A 21,765-nucleotide genomic window follows, 5' to 3' on the forward strand; every position below is an offset into this window, starting at 1 on the left:
GTATACATTTTGGAAACAAAAGTTTTAAAAATTAAAGATTTGAATGAAAACTTAAAATTTTTTATAGAGTCATCAAATAATTTTAAAAATATCAATATAAAAGGTGAAATTGCAAACCTTACTTATAACAAATCAGGTCATATATACTTTTCTTTGAAAGATAATGAAGCGAAAATAGATTGTGCTATTTGAAAAAGTAATGCACAAAAGTTTATCAACTTAAATCCACAAGAAGGTACGGAAGTTATCGCATCAGGATCACTTAGTTTTTATAAACCAACAGGAAAATTAACATTTACAATTGTGAATGTTAAGCTCGATGGTATAGGTGAGTTATCGATAATTTATGATAAACGATATAATGAGTTGAAACAAAAGGGTTGATTTGATAATGAAATCAAAAAAAATATTCCTAAAATTCCAAAAAATATCGGTATTGTTACAGCTGAATCGGGAGATGCAGTAAGGGATCTTATAACAACAGCTAAAAGAAGATATCCACCAGTGAATATTTATTTATTCCCATCATCAGTACAAGGAGAAACTGCAGCTAATGATATCGCTAATAAAATAATGAAGGCTAATAGATTTCATAAAAAGTTAGATTTACTGATTGTTGGTAGAGGTGGAGGAAGTTATGAAGATTTATGAACGTTTAACGAAATGGCAGTATTGGAAGCAATTTATAAATCTAATATTCCCATTATTTCTGCTGTAGGACACGAACCTGATGTAACATTGGCCGATTATGTTGCTGATTTGAGAGTTTCAACACCAACAGCCGCAGGGGAAAGAGCTGCGCCTGAGAAAACTAACTTGATCCAAGCTTTAAATAATAAACTAAAAGAGTTGGGTAATGTGTTATCAAATAAAATAAATATTGAAAAAAATAAAATATTAAATTTTGAGAACGAACAAAAGAAAGTTTTAATAAATAAAATTTTATTCATGGATAAAGAATTATCTAACTTGGATAACTATTTGAATGAAAGTTTAATTAGAAAATTCCAAATGGCAAAAACAAGTTTAAATAACCACATCAACAATGTAAGATTCCTATTCAAACATAATTTTGATAAAACAAAAAATTATTTAATTGCAACCAATGAAGGATGAAACAAAAAATTATTAGAAAACTATAATTTATTGAAAAATACTATTTTTCAATTAGATGAAAAGTTAGATTTATTAAACCCTCTAAAACCTTTAGAACACGGTTTTGCAATTTTAAAACAAGATGAAAAGATAATAAAATCAGTCACAAGTATCAACAAACAAAATAACATAGAAGCTATTCTGATTGACGGTAAAATCAATTTGAAAGTAGAAAATTAAAGGAGAATTAAAGAATGTCAAATAAAAGTTTTAATGAAATGTTAGAAAATATTAAGTTAATATCTAATAAATTAAATGACCCAAATACATCAATGGAGGAGTCAATTAATTTATTTAAAGAAGGTAAGGAGATCATATCTCAAGCAAAAACTCAACTAGAAACTTTAGAAGGTGAAATAAAAAAAGTTCTAGATAATGATGAGTTAGAAGATTTTAATTAAGACCTTTTTAGGTCTTTTTATGTTTAAATATAGAGAGGGGAGTTGATGTTTATGAACTGAAAGGAAATCAATAATTACAATGATCTATCAGGTTGTGAAAGTACTGATACTCTTGCTTCCTTGGCTGAGGAAATAAGGAATTATCTTATTAATTTTACAAACTTGAATGGTGGTCATATCGGAAGTAATCTTGGTGTAGTAGAACTAACTATTGCCTTACTTTCGAGGTATAGTCCAGAAAAATATATTTATCTTTTTGACACAGGACATCAATCTCATGTTTATAAGCTTCTTACAGATAGAAAAGAAAAATTTGAAACTATAAATAAATTTAATGGTATTTCTAACTTTCAAGAGATTTCAGAAAGTGATTTTGATTATATATCAACAGGTCATAGCGGAACAGCAATTGGATATGCTATGGGATATAGCGTTGGGCAATCAGAAAAAAAAGTTATATCTATTGTTGGAGATGCTGCATTTTACGGTTCATATACCAATGCAGGGTTGTTAAACTTGATTAAAAGTGAAAATAAAACTATAACTATTGTTAATGATAATAATGAAGCAATTGGTAGAAACTCCATCAAAATAAAGAACTTAAGATCATATGTAGAAGGAATTGGATTCAACTATGTATATTGTGATGATGGTCATGACTTTTCCAAATTGTTTGATGCTTTCAATGAATGTGAAAAATACAACAATCATGTAATCATACATGTGATAACTAAAAAAGGATTTAAATATAATGGTGAAAAGGAATTAACATTCAATCACACAATAGAAGAAAATAAAAATAATACATTCCAAAAAAAAATACCTGAACTTATTGAAAGTTGTTTTAACAAAAACTCCTACTTGATTTGTCCTGCAATGATTAATGCCAGTGGCTTCACAAAGCTATGGGAAAATTATCCTAAAAACGTCATAGATTGTGGTATAAACGAAGAACTAACAGCACTAGTTGCAAGCTCGTTGGCTAATTTGGGTAAAACGGTTTTTATATCAGTGTATTCAACATTTTTCCAAAGAATGTTTGATCAGTTAACACACGATATTTTTAGAAATAACTTAAATATTATTTTTCTAATAGACCGAGCAGGTATAAATTATACAACAGGTATAAGTCATCACGGAATTTATGACGTTAGTTTAATCCAAAATTTCAATGACACAATCATTTATTGTCCAGCTACTTCAAGCGATATTTCAAATATAAAAAATTTAATTGTTAATAACAAAAAACAATTATTCATAAGATATGAAAAAGCAGAAGTGATAAATTTAAATTATAATGAAAATCAAAATGATCAAGGATGAGTGGAAGTTATTTACAATAAAAATAACTCATCAACTATAATTACATACAGTGTGATCTTAAAAGAGTTTTACGACATCATAACCAATAACAACTATCCTATAAATTTAATAAACGCCAGATTTATAAACCCCATAGATAAAAAAATATTGGAAAAACATAAAGAAAATAAAATTTATGTATACGAACAAGTTATAAATAAAAATAATTTATTTACAAACATAGATTTATTTTATAAAAAGAAAGATAATATATATAGTTATGCTTTAAATAGAAATGATATTCATCACGGTTCTAAAAAAGATTTGCTAAGTAATTTGAAAATGGATCCAGAAGATATAGTGAATATAATTTTAAAAAACAATTAGTAAAAAGGAGGTAAATTATGAATGATACAGATAAAGAGTTCTGACTTAAAAAAATAGCAGAAGAAGAACTTTTAAATAATTTATTAGACTCAAAATCTGAAAAAAAATTAGAAAGTTTTCTTGAAAATTTAAATCAAATAAAAGAAATACTACATATAAAAGAAAAGAATGATAAAAAAATCTTTCAAGAATACAATAATAAAATTGTCATACCAACAGGTAGTGAAGAAACATTAATTGAAGAGTTAAATATTTTTAACAAAAACATGTATGATGATTTTCCAGAACATTATAATTTAGATTTTCCAGAAAAAATAAAAGAACTAAAGAAGGAGTTCACTAAACCTAAACCAATTAAAAAAAATATTTTTAATTTATCTCAACCATATATACAGGAAACCACTAAAGAACTAAATTCTGATGATATGAAAACAATTTTATCTCCACAAAGTATTATAGAACAAGAAGAATCAGATAATAAAAATGAAACTTTATCAGATGAAGTTAAAGAAATTTATTTGAACTCAGAAGAAGAAAAACAAGAATGTTTAAATGAAATAGCAAATAATTTAAACAAAGGTAATTATAATAAACTTAAATTAAATAGAAGAATGTCTTTAACATGCAATAGATATATGAAAAAATTAAATAAAATTAAACAAGGCTTTATTGATACATATGGTTCAGAAATATTTAAGAAAATTAGAGGGTGAATAATTGAAGAAAATATTCTTTACCACAATGCTGACAAAGAAAAAAAACTTGAGGCATTGAATTTAAAGAAAGAAAAGATAAATGCAAAAAGAAAAAGATTTAAATAGGAGGTGAAAGGATGAAAGAAAGGTTGGACCAAATTTTATTAGACTCAAAACTAGTTGAGACTCGCAGCAAAGCAAGAGGTTTAATAATGGATGGAAAGGTTATTGTCAATAATGAAAAAATAACTAAACCAGGAACATTATTTGATCGTGAAAAAATAAAGCTAAACTTAGTGAATGAGGATAACCAATTTGTAAGTAGGGCTGGAGCTAAATTATCAAAAGCTATTGAATTATGAAAGTTAGATATAACAAACAAAGTTTGTTTAGATATTGGTAGCTCTACTGGTGGCTTTACAGATTGCTGTTTACAGTACGGAGCAAATCATGTATTTGCTGTGGACGTTGGTACAAATCAATTAGATTATAGGTTACGAACCGATAAAAGGGTAACTTCTATGGAAAAAACTAATTTTAGAAATGTAACAAGAAAACATTTCAATAGAAACATTGATTTTTTTTGTTGTGATGTGAGTTTTATATCCTTAGATAAAATATTAAAACCTTTAAAAGATATAGTTGACGATAATACTTTTGGTGTACTTTTAATAAAACCTCAGTTTGAATTAGACAAAGAAGATGTTAAAAAAGGAAAAATCAACTCTAAGATGGATCATAAAAAAGCGATAAGTAGGGTAGTTGATTATTGTAATGCTAATAATTTCAGAGTAAACGGAATTGATTTTTCCCCTATTTTAGGAAATAAAAAGAAAAATATTGAATACATTTGTTACATCGAAAAACTAAGTAATGTCAGTCATGAACAACCTACAATAAATAACATATTAGATATAGTTGAAACTGCTTGAAAATATTTTGAGGTTCACAATGAATAAAGTTATTTTCTTATTAGATATGGATGCTTTTTTTGCAAGTTGTCATATGGTTAATGACCCGAGTTTGAAAAATAAAAATGTTGTTGTGGCATCAACTAATAGAAGAGCAATAATTACAACTGCAAGTTATAATGCAAGAAAGTTTGGAATCTCAGCAGGAACACCAGTGTTTAAAGCTAAAGAATTATGTCCGGACTTATATATTGCTGAAAGTGATTTTAATCTTTATATACAATACTCTCATAGGGTTTTTGATATAATATACGAACACTTTACAAAAAATTTTGAAGTAGCTTCAATCGACGAATGCTATATAGATGTGACTAATATTTGAAAAAAACATGGTACAGTAAAGAGAACAGCTCAAGCGATTTTAAATAAAATATTCGAAGAAACAGGTTTAACTTGTTCAATTGGAATTAGTACAAATAAATTTTTAGCAAAGACTGCAGTTGATTTCAATAAACCTTTTGGAATTTCGTTCTTATTAGAAAAAGATATACCAGAAAAATTATGACCATTACCAATAAAAGAAATGCATATGGTTGGAGAAGCTACTGAAAAAATTATGAAGAGCTTAGATATTAATACTATTGGAGATTTAGCGAAAGCTGATGTCAATGCTGTAATATCTTCCATCGGAAAACGTGGCTATGTTTTATGAAATTGAGCGAATGGTATAGGTGATGATTCAGTAACTAGAGAGTCTAGTGAATTGAAATCTATTGGAAACGAGATGACACTTCATTTTACAACAACCAACAAAGATGAAATTGAAGAAATAATATACGAATTATCACTAAAAGTTAGTGAAAGAGCAAAGAAAAGATATTTGGTTGGTAAAACTATTGCTATAGTTGTAAAATTTTTAAGTGATAGTCATGGCGAATACAACAAGAAGGAAAGAAAGAAACACTTAATAAGACAAGAAACTATCACCGATCCAACAAATGATGTAGAAGTTATTTATTCAGTTGCGAAAGAATGTCTTTATGATATTTGAGAAGGTGATCCACTCTTGTTATTAGGAGTTCGATTAACCAAGTTATCAAATAAGATAGAAGAGAAGAAACAAATAACCTTTGATGAAATTGATTTAAACGATACTGCTAATTTAAATTTTATTGAAAGAATAATTTATGATTTGAATATCAAGTTTGGTAAAGAATTTATTTTCACTGGTAATAAATTATTGATGTATAATGAAAAAAATCGAAGTCAAAGTAAATATTTAAAAAATGATGATGTACATTTATCAAACAAACAAATAATGGATAAATGAAAAGGTGAATAACATGTCACAAGTAGATATTAAATTAGATGATATCATTTTAGAATTGAGATCAATTCATAGGCAACTTAATCAAATATTTTTTGAAGGAAAGCTGCATTCTGTTCAAATCAATATAGAAAACAACATTAGACGTAGAAAAGTTTTAACCCAAGGTACTTTCGAACCAAATGATAATTGAAGTTCAAAAGAGAGTCAAATCACAATATGAACATCTTCATTAGACGGTGATTATTATAATATAATAGCCATCTTGCTACACGAAATGGTACATCAATTCAATTACGAAAACGGAATAAAAGATGTTGAAAACAATCAGAGACATAATAAAAAATTTAGAGATGCGGCATTAAGAGTGGAGCTTTCGTTACCTAAAACTGTGAGAGGTGATGGTACAAATTCTAAAAAAGGTTTCATGTTTACAGAACCTAGTGAAAGTTTAAAAAAATTAATAGACGAAAAACTAGATTTTAATAAATCTGTATTTAGTCTTAAACATAACTATGCAATAAATAGAGCACAAAAGGGGTATAGTAGTAGAAATACTTACACTTGCTTAGGTTGCGACTTAAAGATAAGTAGTTCAAAAGAGCTAAATTTAAAATGTTTAGATTGTGATTTAACTCTTACCATCAAATAAAGTGTATATTTAAATATACACTTTATTTGATGTATTTGGTTTATTCGGATAATATAATTATAAGTTACTTTTTTTGACCCCCTATTGTTTTGAGTTTAAAAAAAATGGTAAAATTAGTATATTAAAGTCTACTTTAAGACTACTGGAGGTAAGCACATGTCAGGTTTCGCACCAAAATTTTGTCCCACACATTTAAAAATTCACGTATGTGAGCTACAAAATGTAACTAAAAAGGTTTCTAATATTGAGAATGATTTAGGAGCTAAGGTAAGAAGGTTGCACGGGATACAAACAGAAGAAGAAAGACTTAAAGAAGAAGCAAAGCGAAAGCCACAAAAAGGTACTCTGGGAGATATTTTAGCCAGAGCTAAAGAAAAAATAAAAAAAGAAAAGGAAGAGTACACTAAAAAAACTGGGATTGATAGTGATACCGACTCTAAACCAGTTACTCAAGAAGAAATATCTGACAGAATGGCATCACTGAGAAGAAAAATGTTAGGAGGGGAAGATATTATCAAAACTGATAACTCCCCTATCGTTGAGCCTATAACAACAAACAAAAATAAAAGTTCTTCACCCAAAAAACAAAAAAAATCTACACCTCCTATTAAAGAAGAAAAGTTAGAAGAATCAAACAAAAGTAAAAAATTATTCACAGAAGAAGAAACACAAGAGTTAATTCAAAACGCTGTTAAAGAGGCTTTAAAAAAAGTTGGGTATTTGAATGATACTAAACTAAAGACAGTTAAGACAACTTCTAGTAATACAAAAAAAACAACCAAACCACAAAATTTAAAAGAAAAAACAACAAATAATAATAGTAAAACAAAAAGTAAAAAATTATAGACTAACTCATTAAGATTTCGTCTATAATTTTTTTTATTTGTTTATGAAATTGTGAAATATTATAATTATTTTTAATAACATAATCGAACTCACAATTTTTTAATTGTTCTTTTTGATACTTAGTTATTTTTTTAAACTCATTCATTCCCCTTTTATCTCGCTTCAAAGTATCAGAAAAACGTTTAGTTCATTTTTTCTTTAATAGTATTTTCTTATCAAATTTCATATCAATACCATTGATCATAGCAGCTTCAACAACTATCATATCTTTATCCATATTATTCGAAACTATTGTTTTTATTTTATTTGAAATAAGCGGTCACATGAGAGATGTAAACTGGTTATTTAAAAATGTGTTATTAAATACAATATTTCTCAATATACTTTTATCAATTATATTATCCTTTATTGCTTCTGAGACATTATTTTCAATGAATCTCACAACATCTTTGTGATATAAAAATTCTCTTGCTATTTCATCAGCTTCGATGATTAAAACATTTTTCATAGTTTTAACATATTTTAATAAAGTTGTTTTACCACTACCAATAAAACCACTTACTCCTACCAGTTTCAAAATAAACCCTCCACAAAAAAATCTAATTTACATTAGATTAGATTAATTATATATTATTTTATTGGCATAATTAGATAGCTTTGTTTTGATAGGAGACATTAATTGAAGAACTTCTAGACAAGTATCTCGATAATCTTCATAATCTTCAGCTTGCTTTGCTTCATCAAGTCTTCTAAGATAATTAGCTTCTTTTTGAATATGTCTGAAGTGAGTTGTCAATCTTTCTTTGATGCAGTATCCAACCTTTGCAAGTAATGCTTCTTTTCTGAATGCGATTGCAAATATTTGTTCTACAACACTTTCAGCAACTAAAATATTTCATGTTTCAATTGCAACTCAATAATCATTAATTAGTTCTGTTAAATCATCAAGATACCTTCCAAAAATATTTAAATCTTTTCTTTTGGTTAAATTTTCAATCATTTTTACAAATCTTTGATCAGTATGTGTTAAATCTTGAAAATTCTCTTTGATCTCCTCAAAAATAAAGTTTCAGTTTTGTGAGTCTTTAGTTTTAACAATAAAATCATATTTATTCTTATTTTTTGTATAAAGACTGCTATTAGTATTTTTAGATATTTCAAGCATTTTCAATAATGTTCTATAATAATTTAAACATTTTCGCTTCAATTCTTCTTTCTCGTTACTCAACTCACTTGTTTGACTTTTGTTCTCTTTAGCTTCCAATATTATTGATTTCAGATTTGGCTTTTTAACATATTCATACTCAGGAGTTAATTGTGTCCCAACGTATGCATCAATATCTTTTAAAACAGCTATATTGATATTTCATCAAGCACATTCTCCTATAATAACACCAATAAAAGATATAAATAATATAGGCAAAATTAACAATGTTGGTGTTAGAATTCACCCTCATTTTAATAATTCATTATCACCTGCTGTATAAATTAAACCATCATAAAACCAAACCAAACTAGGTCAATAGAATGCTTTATAAAGTTTATCTGCTGATTCTGTTAATATATCTGACAAGGATTTTACAATTTCTGAATTAACCATAGGAGTGCCTTTAAAACTATATTCTCATAAAAGTCCTATCGAGAATGGTGCAGAAGCATTCAAGGTGATTAAACTTCCTAATACCAACACTACTATACCTATTCAACAAATTATCATTGTTAGTTGATAACCCCTAATAGGTTTAACTATTCTTGCAACTCCTTTTTTAGTTTTGTTATTATAACCTACATTATGAATAATAATTCTGGTTAGAATCAAAAATAAAATTGAGCCACCTATAATCCACGGTAGATAAAATAATGTAAATTTATTTGGTACAAAAATAAAATAACCATCTTTGTAAAAAATAAAACTTAATATACTAGGCATTCTCTTGTAGTCTCTGTCATAGAATAATGAGTATATTTTTTCGAATGATTCATCAATTCCTGTTTCACCAATAACTGCTGGTGAGAAAAACATTAGAGTTCCGAATAAGAGGTATAAAAAAGCAAAAATAGCTAGTGAAATTAACATAAATTTAGATTTTCTATTATTTTTTAAAATCTTTATTTTTTTCAAAACATTTCCTCCAAAACTATCTTAAAGTTATTATATAATAACAAGTTATTTTATATAAGCAAATGAGTAATAAATAATTAATTTAAGTGTGTTTATAAAAAATTATTAATTATATAACTAATATTAATTATTCTTTTTAATTTTAGATTCAGTTATTGAATATTTTTTAATTAAAATCTCTTTTTTATGCTCATTAGATGCTTTAAAAGTGCTTATATAATTATTTCTATTATTATTGATTACATAAAACATTATATTTTGCCCTTTATTTATAAATAAACCTTCGTTTTCAAGTTGTCTTTTCATTCTTGATTTGTTTACAAATTTTCAGACATTTTTGTCAACCAATCTATTAATGATGGGTATTGATACCAAACACAAACAAATAGAGAATGAAGTATCTGTAATATAATGCCCTCTCATAACAACCGTTGCAAAATTCATTGAAATTGCGTGTAAAGTTATGATATACATCAATATTATTTTATAATTTGATAACTTACGTTTTTTATTTTTTCCAACAAGTAAATAAATGAATGTTCCGTTAGTAAATGCTGATACAACATGACCAGAAGGAAAAGCATAATCAAAAAAACTTCGACCCGCAAAAGAGTTATTGTCTCGTAAAAAGAATGCATTAACTTTTCATCATGGTCATTCCCCGTTTATATTACTCGTATAACCATTAGTTAATTCATCAAAACTGCCGAACCTTAAGCCTGAATTCAAATAACTTTGTTTTCAATCTTCGCTAAATTTAGAATAAAAATCACCAAAGAAGATATTGTAGTAATAAGGTCTACCAAATAAAACTTTTAAAAAAACAATAATAAAATAATTTAAAAAAACAAACATCAAACCTTTGATGGCGTCAATTCAATACTCTTGTTCAAAAATATCTTTACGCTTTGGGAACCTTACGATCATATAAAACATAATAAAAAATAAAAATGGTAGTTCGTAAGAAGAAGCAACTAACTTACCAACAATTTTATATTTTATACTATCAAATATTTCTATATCATTACCTAAACCAATTCCATTGTCCACAAAAAACAAAGTACAAAGTTCATATGCTCATGCACTTAATCAAGCAGTCCCAGCAAAAATGATTATACTTTTTGTTAATCAATGTTGATTAGAGTATCAAGATGCTGGTTTTTTTATTCTCATATATTGAAAATGCGTTTGTAATAATATCGACCCTAATAATAAAAATAAGACAGATAAATCCATATTACCAGCCATCAAATAATACTGTGACCAATACTTTCAAACTTCATAACTCAATGCTTTTTCAAATATTTTAGCTAACTCTAAATCATTTTCTCAAGGGCTTGCATAAATAAAAGCAGAGAGACTTAAAATAAACACAATTGCTCCGGGAATAAAAATAAACCTAAACATTTTTTTATCTTTGATAATCATAAGGTCCTCCACAAATATTGCAAAAAATTTTTAACTAGTAATTTTAATATTTTAAGAATTGTTCAAAGTCAAGTTTTAGATCTCGATAAGTAAGACAATCATTAATTAAACGAATTTGATTCTCTACAAGTTCGAATGGTTTAAACGAGAATTTTTGAGTTTCTCCTAAATAGATACCCTCTTCTTCAATTATATGTTCAGGTTTTACACAAGCAGAAATATTTTCTCTATCCATTTTATTTTGACTAGTTAAATATTTAAACATAGGTCGGTACTCACCTCTACCAGGTCCCATATTAACTAAACCAAATGCAAATCTAGGATCAACAACAAAAACACTCAAAACATTTAATTTTGTTCTTTCATCCATAAAATGTGCAATTGTCTTGTTAGTAAGTAGGAATGAAGATTTTTCCAACATTGAGATTTTATACATTTTTAAAAAAGTATTATTTACAATATTGTGAAAATAATAATCGACAAACTTATAATTTTGTTCAAGATCAACATCATTAGGAATTATTATTTGTTTTTTATATTCTTGTTCACTAAAATTTATTCCTGAGTTTTCTACATAATCATATAAACTTTCAAAAGTTCTAGAAGTAAATATGTAATCGTACATTTCAAATATAACATAACTTATTATTGATAAGATTGTTCTTCTAACTTCTGATGGTGTTTCTTTATTTACAGCATCGAAAAGTCTATATCTTTTATCCCTAGACACAAAAAAATATTTGTAGTCGCCATTTAGTAAACTAACTAAAAAATAGAAATATTTTATAAAAAGAACTTCTTTACCTGTCAAAGAAATATAACCATGTTCTTTATCTACTCTTCTTTCGATTATAGACTTTGCAATTTTTGAGATTTGATTATATCTTTTATTTATTCTATCAATGTTAAAACTCGTGTCTCAAGAAAACAAAACATTTATAAGAGGTTCATTGTATACATCAACTTCAATTATTTCATCTGATTGAAAATCTATATATTTAAAACATTTTGTACCGTCTTCTTTGGTACTTATTCATTTATCTAAAAAACTACTTGGTAATATTAAGTTTTTTTTGATCCTTTTTTTTTCTGAAATTTCATTATACTTTTCGAACATGTTTTTATCCTCTTTACTCATTCTCAATCAATCATAATTGTTTAGTTGGAGAAATCGGTGTTGCTGTAATTATGGTCTTCGTACCTATATCTATAACTAAAAAAATGTCTTTTTTATTAACTTTAATATAAATGTATTTTGTAGTTTCAAAGTGTTCAGTTGAGCTTTCAATCAAGTCAAGTACCTTTTCTTTTAATAAAAACTCTTCTTCATTAGGCAGTAAAAGTCTTTGACGAATTCTGTGAATGCTGTGGGTTGAAAAATTAAACTGACGACGATAATAATAACCCATAATACACACCTTCTAATTACTTTATAATATTATTATAATGAAAAATCAAACTAAATTATATAGTTTGATTTTTTTGTCTAATCATTTTTAGGTTTGTTACGACCTTCTCTTTTCTCTTTAATTTTTCTGTAGAAATTGTCAACCTCTTCTTGATTTTCGTATAAAGTTGGATCCATTTGATATTTGCGACCTTGAAGAGCTTCATTAATTAGTTTTTGGTATTCTTGTGTAGCTCTGATAACTTTTTGTCTATCTAATCTTGGATTAATTGAAATCAACACTATTAATGATGCGAATGATGCTATTAAAAATACAAATAATAGTCAAATAACCGCTTTTATTAAAGGTAGATTAAATTTACCTACTAAGAAATCTACTAATCTTTTTATATCTCCATCATTTATTTGAATATCTTTTTGAGTAGAAAGGAGATTTGAAATGTTTTTTTCTAAATCATTCATACCAAAAATATATGAAAACCCGCCAATACCAGGTGTTATAACGATAGCGACAAGGAATATTACTGGAACAATAAGGTTATAAATTGGAAAAACAAATTGTTCTCTGTATCTCTTCGGTGGTGCAACTATTGTATAAACAATTCATGAAAGCAGTAACATTATTAAAATAATCATAACGTAATTGGCTTGACCTGATTTAATTCCTAGTAAAGAACCACTATCGATAATCCCTGTTTTTCCACCAAGGAATTTTCAATTTTCAAATAAATCTTTAATTTCATCAACAGATGCTCCTACATTTTGTTTTTGAAATAAAAATAATAGATTAAGAACAAGATAGAACAACCCTGTCAAGCCGAACATAACACCAAATACCAATTTCACTCACCTAATATACTTAGGTTTAGTCAAATATGGGTAAAATCTTGGATCTTGCATTGGTGGGATCGGTATAGATTCACCCTGATAGTTATAGTTGTTGTTGAAATTTTGGTTGGTATTACTATTTGATTGATTAGGTTGTTCATCAGATTTGTCCACCACTTCAACAGTTGGGTTTTCTTTTGTATCTTCATTATAAAGATTTTTCATTTCTTCTGATACTCTACTATTTAATTGGATTTCTTTCTCACTGATATCAATCAAACTATTATTCAATTCATCTCTAGATACACTGTAATTATTTAAACAAAAAGTAAGTGTATAAGAATAATCGGCATATATGTCTTCAAGTTTTTTATTATCTGGTTTTTCGAATTTGATTTTTTGTTTTAAAATGTTTACAATTGACTTTCCAAAAATAGGACTTCATTTTATATCCTTATACAAAGTCTTTTCTTCTACTTCTAAAAAAAGTAGATTGTTAACCATTTGAATTACTTGTTCTTTAAAATTATCATCCAAAACAATTTTTGTTCTTAATTTTTCATTCTTTACGATATTAAATAAAGAAATTACAGTGCTATCATATATTTTTTGTGCTTCCAAGACAATCTTTACCTTTCAAATTATATTAAACAAACATTTTTAACAACATTACAGAAGGAATAATCTTATTATCGATAATACCTTCTTTGATACTTTTATCTAATATATATAACAATTTGATTTTATCATTAATTTGTGTGATATCTCACTTATTTTGCTCCATTAATTTTTGTATTCTGTAGGGATTTTGAGACAAATATGAAGCTATTTGTGAGTTGCTTTGCCCTTCTTCTTTTAATATTATTGCGTTTCTTAGTATTATAAAACTATTTGCTAAAAGCATCAAAAACCCGAATATATCTTTATTACTTTCTGAGTAATCTTTTCAGCTTTTTAAAAATTTTTCAATATCATTAGTCAAAAATGCATTGGCTATTTCAAAAGTGTCATATTGCATATATTTGTTGAAAAATGAGTTAATAACTTCCTTAGTTATCTTTTTTTCTATGCTCAATAATTTGTTCAACTCATTTGAAAAAATAGACATGTCTATCGGTATTAACTCTAAAAATGCTAAAATTGCATCTTCTTCAAACTCCTTATTTAAAGTGGTCAGTTTTTTTATAACTAATTCTTTTTTTGTTTCAAATGTTGGTTGATCAAGTTTGATAATTTTCACTTTACTTTCAAAAAGTTTAACTATTTTTAGCCTTTTTGAGATTTTTTCACTGTTTAAGGTATATATAAAGGTTACATTATTTGATTTTAATTCTAGAAAATTCTCAATATATTTTAAATCAAAGTCACTATTTAATTTAACTTTTGATTCATTCATAAATCAGCAATCATTAATAATTATTAGTTTTTTGGTATTAAATAAAGAATATGTTTTGGCTTGTTCATCGATATTTCTTATTGAGTGATCTATCAAAGAATATGTATATATTTCATATTCTTGATCAGACGTTAGTTTTTTAGTTATTTTTTCTACTTGTTTTTTTATTAAATAATTGTCACTAGAATAGATAAAAAACATACTTAACACTCTTCTTTCAATATAATTAAACACTATTTTTTGTAAAATATTGTATTTTTATTTGTTTTGCTGTCCAAAATACTCTATAATCATTTTGTATATGTGAAATTTTACTATAAAGGGGTGAATTAGATGGCAAATATTAAATCACAAAAGAAACGTATTTTAACTAACGAAAAATCTCGTTTGGCTAATAAAGCTTTTAGAAGTCAAGTCAAAACTGCTATCAAAAAAGCAGCACTTGCAAAAAAAGATGGACTTGAAGAACAAACAACTTTAATCAATACTGCAGTGAGTTTGATTGATAAATCAGTAACTAAAGGAATTTGAAAAGCAAACAAAGCAGCTAGAGAAAAATCAAGATTGATGAAATAATTATTCTATGAGAGTTTTATAACTCTTTTTTTATTTCTCTAACAATATTGTCATCAATTTCATATCTAAAGCTATGCCTAGAATATGTAACACTAGTTTTGCAGTGAGCTTCATTCAAAGTATTGATAGTTTCTATATTAGGGAAAGGTCTACTAGGAATATTTTCACCAGAAATAAAACAATACTTTGGTTTTAATAAGCTTATAAATTCTTTTGAACTACTTGTCTTACTTCCATGATGACCTACTTGCAATAAATCCACTCCATTTCCAATAGATTCTATAAATCTTTTTTCCGTTATAACTCTATATTCTCTTTTCTTAGTAGTGTCACCCGTAAACACCTTTTTTCTATTTTCAATTTTGACGACTGAAATTTGTGAATTATCGTTCTCATCTTTATTTCCATTTTCGACAAAGTTGTCTATTTTTAAATCCTTATAACTAAAATATTGCACCTTGTCATAGTTGTAAAAAATATTTTCAATATTATATTCATCCTTGATAGTTTCCAATAAATTATAATGGTCCTCATGATTATGTGAAATAAAAACAGTATTGACAGTACGAACCCCTAGATAGTTCAAATAATCTTTTAAAAGGTTTTTACCATAACCACCCTTACCTTTACCTGTATCAAATAAAAAAGCTTCACCACGATGTATCAATACAAAACTGTTTCCATTACCAACATTTAACATATCAACTGATGAATAGTTTAATTTAAATTGATTTCATTGAATCATAAAAAATATGATTAATAGTAACGTCCCTTTTATTAAATTTTTTGTTATTCTACGAGCTAATTCACTTTTCACGAAAACAAACAAACACAAATAATAAGCAAATATCAAAAAAACACTGAAATGTCCACAGTGAGTAATGACATTATTAGTTTTCAAGAAAGCGACTGTCTCATTTAAAGTGGAATAAAAAAAAGTAAATATAGGATCAAGAAACTGAAGAAACCCAAAAAAAGATAAAAAATAGCAAATAGAAATATTTGGAAGCAAAAACATTTGTTGTATTTCACTTATTCAAAAAACTTTATAATCTAAGTACATTTGAATAGGAATAAACACTAAATTTAAATTTATAAAATTCAATACTATATTAGAAAACATTCTTCTATTTTGAAACTTTTTTAAAAACACAATAACTACCGATGAGTATATAAAACCAATATTATATACATATAAAGGGTCTCAAATTAGCATTATACTCCATACCAAGGAGTTTTTTATTGTCCGTTTCAGAGTGATACCCCTTATTTTGGCAAACCAATTTATGAATGAAAATATAATAAATTTCAGTAAAATGCTTGGTCACCTTAATAAATAACAATAAATCAAAAGTAAAAAAGTAAAAATTACTTTATACTTTTGAAGTTTTTTGCATTTTCTAAAAATTACTTTATCAAAAATCAAAGCTATACCGTATAAATAAAAACCACTCAGATTTAACATAAAACTTAAACCTAACTCAACAAGATTTTTATAGATAGGGTCATTTGTTCTTTGTTGATAGAAAAATAGGTTCATCAATTCAGTACCTTGAGTGTTTTTAAAGAAATAATAACGTAAATTATGGAAGCTATACTTTTCAATTGTATAATTCATTATTTCATAGATAACATTTTTGTCATTTAAATAAGAACCAAAGTCAAACTCTCAAAAGTTAGCATAACCATTGAGTTTTTTAAACTCCCCTATTATCTTTACATACTCCCCTACCGCTAATTTTATCTCCCCTACTCTTAAATAATATTTATCTAGTCCCTTTGATAAGAGGAAATAGTTATCTTTGACATCATAGACTTGGTAAAAATTTATACTATTGATTACAAACAGATTGTATTTATAGAAAATCAAAAATAGACACAAAAATATAACCCACACTATTAGGAATTTATAGCTATTTTTGATATCAATCAGGTATGTTAAAAATAGAATTGAGTAAATTGATCAAGTAAAATAATCAGAATTAAGTTTCTTTGTTAAACAAACTAATACAATATTAATAGCTGTCAATATGATGTAGTTAACATTAGTTAACCAAACGCCATAAAGCTTCTTTAAAAAACTGCCTATTATAATCACTCCCAACATAGATTTTTTTAAGTTTTGTTAAACACATTTCGAAACTTAATGAATAATCTGTAAATATTTTTACGGTTTTATTACTAACATTGGTTGATATTCCCCTAGTTTCAAAAAAGCCTACGGTAGTTTTAAATCTTGATACTTTTATAGTTTGTATATGTTCTTTTGGCAATAAGTTAATTATTTTTTTACTTTTGTAATCTTTGTTATTTTCTACGTAAAAAATATTATACAAATGTAGTAGTTTATTTTTCTTTAATAAATCATACTCATCTTTTGCATCTTTTAAATTTTCAATATAATCAGGCATAAGATTTTTATCCTTTAGTTGTATGTTATATTTAACTTTCAGAGTAATCTTATTGTCAATTTTATTTATAGTTGCCGTACTGTTGTTACGAGTAAATAAGAAAATACAAAATGCAATTAACAACAAAATTAAAATAATAAAAAAGTAATGAATCTTTTTCAAAGTACCCTCCACAAATATATTCGTACGTTTTTTTTTTTTTTTTTTAAAAAAAAAAAAAAATCCTTTAGGCGAGATAGATCTTTGACAGAATTCAATCATCGCTTATTTAAGGATTTTTTATTATCTTTATAAAATATTAAGATTGTAGTTTTTTAAGATGCACACAATCTTTTGAGGGTTTATTGTATTTGTTGATAGTATCATAATACATTCCAGTCTTTATGAATCCTGCTTTCTCCATGACTCTTTCCGATGGTACATTTTCAATATCGTGTAAAGCATATATTTTTTTATATTTAAATTTTTCAAATGCGAAGTCAGTTAAAGTTTTTACAGCCTCTGTACAATATCCGAGGTTTTGAAAATTTTTATTAACAACATAACCTATTCCATAATCTTTCTCATAACTTCTTATATTTATCGCTCCTATAACCTTGTTATTCTTTTTTAATTGAATTAAAAACTTTCCTTCTGGTTCATTTAAATAATATTCTTGAATATTTTTTTCTGTATCAGTAATTGATTTATGTACTTCAAATGAAAGAAAATAATTTATCTTTTCGTCACTACAATATTCAAATATATCATGTTTATATTTTTCTTCACACCGAATTAAATTAATTCTTTCACCACCAATGAACTTAATTGGTTTTCATTTAATCATTTTTATTGATATCCGAAAGCTTTTCTAAAATTATATTGTATTGATTTTCATACTGATCATATTTTTTTCTTTCGTTTTCTACCTTAGAAGCATTAGCTTTTTTTAAAAAGTTTTCATTATTTAATAAGTTTTTGCTTCGTGTAAGTTCGTTTTCTAATTCTATTTTCTTAGAAATCAATTCTTGTAACTGTTTTTCTTTATCGATGAAATCACTATTTAATATTTCTAAAAAACAATCATATAAAGGTATAGAAGTAATATCATTTGAAGGAGCTTTTTCTAATGAAACATTTGAATTACATAATAAACCTAAATATTTATTCAAAATATTTACAAGACTTTTTATTTTTTCTGACTCCTGAGAGGTTGAATAATTAAGGTAAAAAGATAATGAAATAGTATTTTTTATGTTATGTATTGCTCTAAATTCACGTATTTTTGTTATTGATTCTAAAATAACTTCTTCAAATAAGTCATTCTCAAATGCAAAATTAACTTCACTTCAGCTTTCTAACATTATAGATTCTTTTAAATCAAAATTCTGATAAATTTCTTCTGTCACAAAAGGCATGAATGGATGCAACATTATAAGTATATGTTTAAGTACATATCCAAGAGTTTCTTTAGTTTTTAATGCAGCTTTATTATTTTCACCAATTTTAGCTTTTGCTAACTCTAAAAATCAGCTGCAGTAATCGTTTCAAATAAAATTATATAAAGCTTTACCAGCAATTGTGAACTCAAACTTGTCCATAGCAGATTTAACTTCTTTTTTAGTAACAGACAAGCGATTTAATATTCATTTTTCTAGTTTGTTATCTTCAAAAGAAAAGTTTGACGTACTTAAAATAAAGTTTGTTTCATCAGGAATAACATCAATATACATCATGACAAACCTTGAAGCGTTTCAAATTTTATTTACAAAGTTTCAACTTGATCTTATTTTTTCTTCACTATAACGTAAATCCTGACCTGGGGTTGAGTTAGTTAAAAGAAAAAATCTTAATGCATCAGCACCATAATCTTCAATAACTTTCATAGGGTCCACGCCATTACCAAGTGATTTTGACATTTTTCTGCCTTCTTCATCCCTAATAAGTCCGTGTATTAGAACGTTTTCGAACGGTTTATAACCTGTGAATTCAAGACTTTGGAAAATCATTCTAGCTACTCAAAAGAAGATAATATCATAACCTGTAACCATTGTTGAAACTGGAAAATATCTTTTCATTAAATTTGAATCTTTGGTTGATGATCAATCCATTGTTGAAAAAGGTCATAGAGCAGAAGAAAATCATGTATCTAAAACATCTTCATCTTGTACTCAATTTTCAATATCAGTTGGTGGATTGGTATCAACATATAATTCACCTGTTTCTTTATGATATCAAGCAGGTATTTGATGCCCTCATCATAACTGACGACTGATAGTTCAATCATTAGCGTTTTCCATTCATTTTAAAAGAACCTCATTAAATCTTGAAGGATAAAAGTTTATCTCTTTTTCAGAATCTTGTAAATTAATAACTTCTGTTGCTAGAGATTCCATTTTAACAAATCATTGTTCTGATAGATATTGTTCAACAATAGCACCACTTCTTTCAGAATAACCTACTTGATGGACAATATCTTCTTTTTTTATGAATGTTCCTTCATTTTTTAATTTTTTAACCAAATTTTCTCTTGCTTCAAAACGTTCTAATCCTTCTAAATCATTAGCTAGCTCATTTAAAGTACCATCTGTATTCATACAAATTGGCATTTCCAAATTATATTTTAAACCAAGTTCAAAATCGTTAATATCATGTGCGGGTGTACACTTCATAACCCCAGTTCCAAATGCTATATCGACATATTCGTCTGCTATAACAGGGATAACTTCCTTATTAGCTGGATTTATAACATTTTTACCGATAAAGTCTGTATAACGACTATCGTTGGGATTCACAACAACACAAACATCACCAAACATTGTTTCTGGTCTTGTAGTAGCTATTTCTAAATATTTATCACTATTAGATTCTAAAATATATTTGAAGTGATACATCCCACCATTTGTTTCTTTGTAAATAACCTCGATATTAGAAATAGCGGTTTTTTGTTTAGGATCTCAATTGATTATTCTTTTAGATTTGTATATCAATCCTTTTTTATACATCTCTACAAAAACAAAATTAACAATTTTATTCATTTCTGGAGAATATGTAAACTTCTCTTTTGTATAATCTAAACTTAAACCAAGTTTTTTCCATTGTTCCCTAATAGTATTGGCATACTCTTCTTTTCATTCTCAAGCTTTTTCTAAAAATTTCGCTCTACCTATTTCATATCTAGAAATTCCTTGTTCCTTTAATTTCTGTTCAACTTTAACTTGAGTTGCAATTCCCGCATGGTCCATTCCAGGAATTCACAAGGTATCATAGCCAAATAGTTTTTTGTATCTAATTAGTGCATCTTGTAGGGCACCATCTCACGCGTGACCTAAATGAAGCTTACCAGTTACATTTGGGGGAGGAATAACAATTGAATATGGTGGTTTATTTGAATCATTTTCTGCTACAAAGAGATTTTTTTCCATTCAAAAATCATATTTATTTTCTTCCACTGCTAAGTGATTATATTTTTTTTCTAACTCTTTTTTCATACTTTCTCCTTTTTAAATAAAAAAATCGTTCCTTCTTATATAAAAGGAACGAATTAAATCCGCGGTACCATCCTGATTGACTCATTAGTAGAGTCCACTCTAAAATATTTAATTTAATTAACCATACAACCTTCGGTATTTTATAATATTAGTTCGCACCAACCACTAACTCTCTGAAAGAATAAAGATACCTACTCCTTATGTCTAGAAATATTATACACTTTTTTTGGGTTTTAATCATTTATATACTCAACCTACATGCTTGAAGTCTAAACTTTCGTTACTTTTCTCTTCTTTAAGTTTTTATATATCTTGAGATTCTTATAGTATTTATATAGGTTTTTTAACCCAAAGCATCTTATAATTGTTTTCATATAAGTTTATTAAATACTATAATTATATATGCATATAAATTACTTCATTACTATAATCTCAGTAAATACTTAGATA

General features: G+C 26.5%; 20 protein-coding genes and 1 other annotated feature. Of the genes, 9 read left to right on the forward strand and 11 right to left on the reverse strand.

The window, feature by feature from the left end:
- Window positions 1-9: 9 nt before the first annotated feature.
- The 8 genes from xseA to SAPIS_RS03040 all read left to right on the forward strand — a co-directional run bounded on the left by xseA (window position 10) and on the right by SAPIS_RS03040 (window position 7,676).
- Window positions 10-1,335 (forward strand): exodeoxyribonuclease VII large subunit, encoded by a 1,326-nt coding sequence (gene xseA, locus SAPIS_RS03005; RefSeq protein ID WP_023789509.1) that lies wholly within the window; start codon window positions 10-12, stop codon window positions 1,333-1,335.
- 14 nt (window positions 1,336-1,349) lie between these two features.
- The gene (gene xseB / locus SAPIS_RS03010; protein ID WP_023789511.1) at window positions 1,350-1,556 is read left to right on the forward strand and encodes an exodeoxyribonuclease VII small subunit; all 207 of its coding nucleotides are present in this window, start codon (window positions 1,350-1,352) and stop codon (window positions 1,554-1,556) included.
- 51 nt (window positions 1,557-1,607) lie between these two features.
- Window positions 1,608-3,245: a 1-deoxy-D-xylulose-5-phosphate synthase N-terminal domain-containing protein gene (locus tag SAPIS_RS03015; protein ID WP_023789513.1), complete on the forward strand. Its 1,638-nt coding sequence runs from the start codon at window positions 1,608-1,610 to the stop codon at window positions 3,243-3,245.
- A gap of 17 nt (window positions 3,246-3,262) precedes the next feature.
- Complete coding sequence (locus tag SAPIS_RS03020) at window positions 3,263-4,066, forward strand: hypothetical protein (protein WP_023789515.1); 804 nt, start codon at window positions 3,263-3,265, stop codon at window positions 4,064-4,066.
- A gap of 11 nt (window positions 4,067-4,077) precedes the next feature.
- Window positions 4,078-4,899: a TlyA family RNA methyltransferase gene (locus tag SAPIS_RS03025; protein WP_023789517.1), complete on the forward strand. Its 822-nt coding sequence runs from the start codon at window positions 4,078-4,080 to the stop codon at window positions 4,897-4,899.
- Window positions 4,892-6,193, forward strand: a complete 1,302-nt coding sequence (gene dinB, locus SAPIS_RS03030; protein WP_023789519.1) for a DNA polymerase IV — start codon at window positions 4,892-4,894, stop codon at window positions 6,191-6,193. Before SAPIS_RS03025 ends, dinB begins: the two co-directional genes overlap by 8 nt.
- Before the next feature lies 1 nt (window position 6,194).
- Window positions 6,195-6,830 carry a SprT-like domain-containing protein gene (locus SAPIS_RS03035; RefSeq protein WP_023789521.1) on the forward strand — a complete coding sequence of 212 codons (636 nt, stop codon included), beginning with the start codon at window positions 6,195-6,197 and terminating at the stop codon, window positions 6,828-6,830.
- A gap of 156 nt (window positions 6,831-6,986) precedes the next feature.
- Entirely contained in the window at window positions 6,987-7,676 is a 690-nt protein-coding gene (locus SAPIS_RS03040) for a hypothetical protein (RefSeq protein WP_023789523.1), read from the forward strand.
- A gap of 1 nt (window position 7,677) precedes the next feature.
- On the opposite strand, the gene coaE is transcribed toward SAPIS_RS03040, so the two are convergent.
- The 7 genes from coaE to holA all read right to left on the reverse strand — a co-directional run bounded on the left by coaE (window position 7,678) and on the right by holA (window position 15,059).
- Window positions 7,678-8,253 carry a dephospho-CoA kinase gene (gene coaE, locus SAPIS_RS03045; protein ID WP_023789525.1) on the reverse strand — a complete coding sequence of 192 codons (576 nt, stop codon included), beginning with the start codon at window positions 8,251-8,253 and terminating at the stop codon, window positions 7,678-7,680.
- Window positions 8,254-8,295: 42 nt separating this feature from the next.
- Window positions 8,296-9,798 carry a hypothetical protein gene (locus tag SAPIS_RS03050; RefSeq protein ID WP_023789527.1) on the reverse strand — a complete coding sequence of 501 codons (1,503 nt, stop codon included), beginning with the start codon at window positions 9,796-9,798 and terminating at the stop codon, window positions 8,296-8,298.
- A 123-nt stretch (window positions 9,799-9,921) separates the two neighbouring features.
- Complete coding sequence (locus SAPIS_RS03055) at window positions 9,922-11,226, reverse strand: phosphatase PAP2 family protein (protein WP_023789529.1); 1,305 nt, start codon at window positions 11,224-11,226, stop codon at window positions 9,922-9,924.
- A 43-nt stretch (window positions 11,227-11,269) separates the two neighbouring features.
- The gene (locus SAPIS_RS03060; protein ID WP_023789531.1) at window positions 11,270-12,343 is read right to left on the reverse strand and encodes a hypothetical protein; all 1,074 of its coding nucleotides are present in this window, start codon (window positions 12,341-12,343) and stop codon (window positions 11,270-11,272) included.
- A gap of 13 nt (window positions 12,344-12,356) precedes the next feature.
- On the reverse strand, window positions 12,357-12,635 hold the full coding sequence (locus tag SAPIS_RS03065; protein WP_023789533.1) for a hypothetical protein: 279 nt from the start codon (window positions 12,633-12,635) through the stop codon (window positions 12,357-12,359).
- A gap of 77 nt (window positions 12,636-12,712) precedes the next feature.
- Window positions 12,713-14,083, reverse strand: coding sequence for a hypothetical protein (locus tag SAPIS_RS03070; protein ID WP_023789535.1), 1,371 nt, complete (start codon window positions 14,081-14,083; stop codon window positions 12,713-12,715).
- 25 nt (window positions 14,084-14,108) lie between these two features.
- Window positions 14,109-15,059 (reverse strand): DNA polymerase III subunit delta, encoded by a 951-nt coding sequence (holA, locus tag SAPIS_RS03075; protein ID WP_023789537.1) that lies wholly within the window; start codon window positions 15,057-15,059, stop codon window positions 14,109-14,111.
- Between the two features lie 132 nt (window positions 15,060-15,191).
- Between holA and rpsT the strand changes: the two genes are divergently transcribed.
- Entirely contained in the window at window positions 15,192-15,434 is a 243-nt protein-coding gene (gene rpsT / locus SAPIS_RS03080) for a 30S ribosomal protein S20 (RefSeq protein ID WP_023789539.1), read from the forward strand.
- A 16-nt stretch (window positions 15,435-15,450) separates the two neighbouring features.
- On the opposite strand, the gene SAPIS_RS03085 is transcribed toward rpsT, so the two are convergent.
- From SAPIS_RS03085 to SAPIS_RS03100, 4 genes are all read right to left on the reverse strand, one after another.
- Window positions 15,451-17,304 carry a ComEC/Rec2 family competence protein gene (locus SAPIS_RS03085; RefSeq protein WP_166484603.1) on the reverse strand — a complete coding sequence of 618 codons (1,854 nt, stop codon included), beginning with the start codon at window positions 17,302-17,304 and terminating at the stop codon, window positions 15,451-15,453.
- A gap of 175 nt (window positions 17,305-17,479) precedes the next feature.
- On the reverse strand, window positions 17,480-18,007 hold the full coding sequence (locus SAPIS_RS03090) for a hypothetical protein (RefSeq protein ID WP_041612597.1): 528 nt from the start codon (window positions 18,005-18,007) through the stop codon (window positions 17,480-17,482).
- A 136-nt stretch (window positions 18,008-18,143) separates the two neighbouring features.
- Window positions 18,144-18,671 (reverse strand): GNAT family N-acetyltransferase, encoded by a 528-nt coding sequence (locus SAPIS_RS03095; protein WP_023789545.1) that lies wholly within the window; start codon window positions 18,669-18,671, stop codon window positions 18,144-18,146.
- Window positions 18,664-21,315 carry a valine--tRNA ligase gene (locus SAPIS_RS03100; protein ID WP_023789547.1) on the reverse strand — a complete coding sequence of 884 codons (2,652 nt, stop codon included), beginning with the start codon at window positions 21,313-21,315 and terminating at the stop codon, window positions 18,664-18,666. Before SAPIS_RS03100 ends, SAPIS_RS03095 begins: the two co-directional genes overlap by 8 nt.
- 41 nt (window positions 21,316-21,356) lie before the next feature.
- Window positions 21,357-21,532: a binding site (T-box leader), on the reverse strand.
- Window positions 21,533-21,765: the final 233 nt, after the last annotated feature.

Source organism: Spiroplasma apis B31 (assembly GCF_000500935.1).
Taxonomy (GTDB): domain Bacteria; phylum Bacillota_I; class Bacilli_A; order Mycoplasmatales; family Mycoplasmataceae; genus Spiroplasma_A; species Spiroplasma_A apis.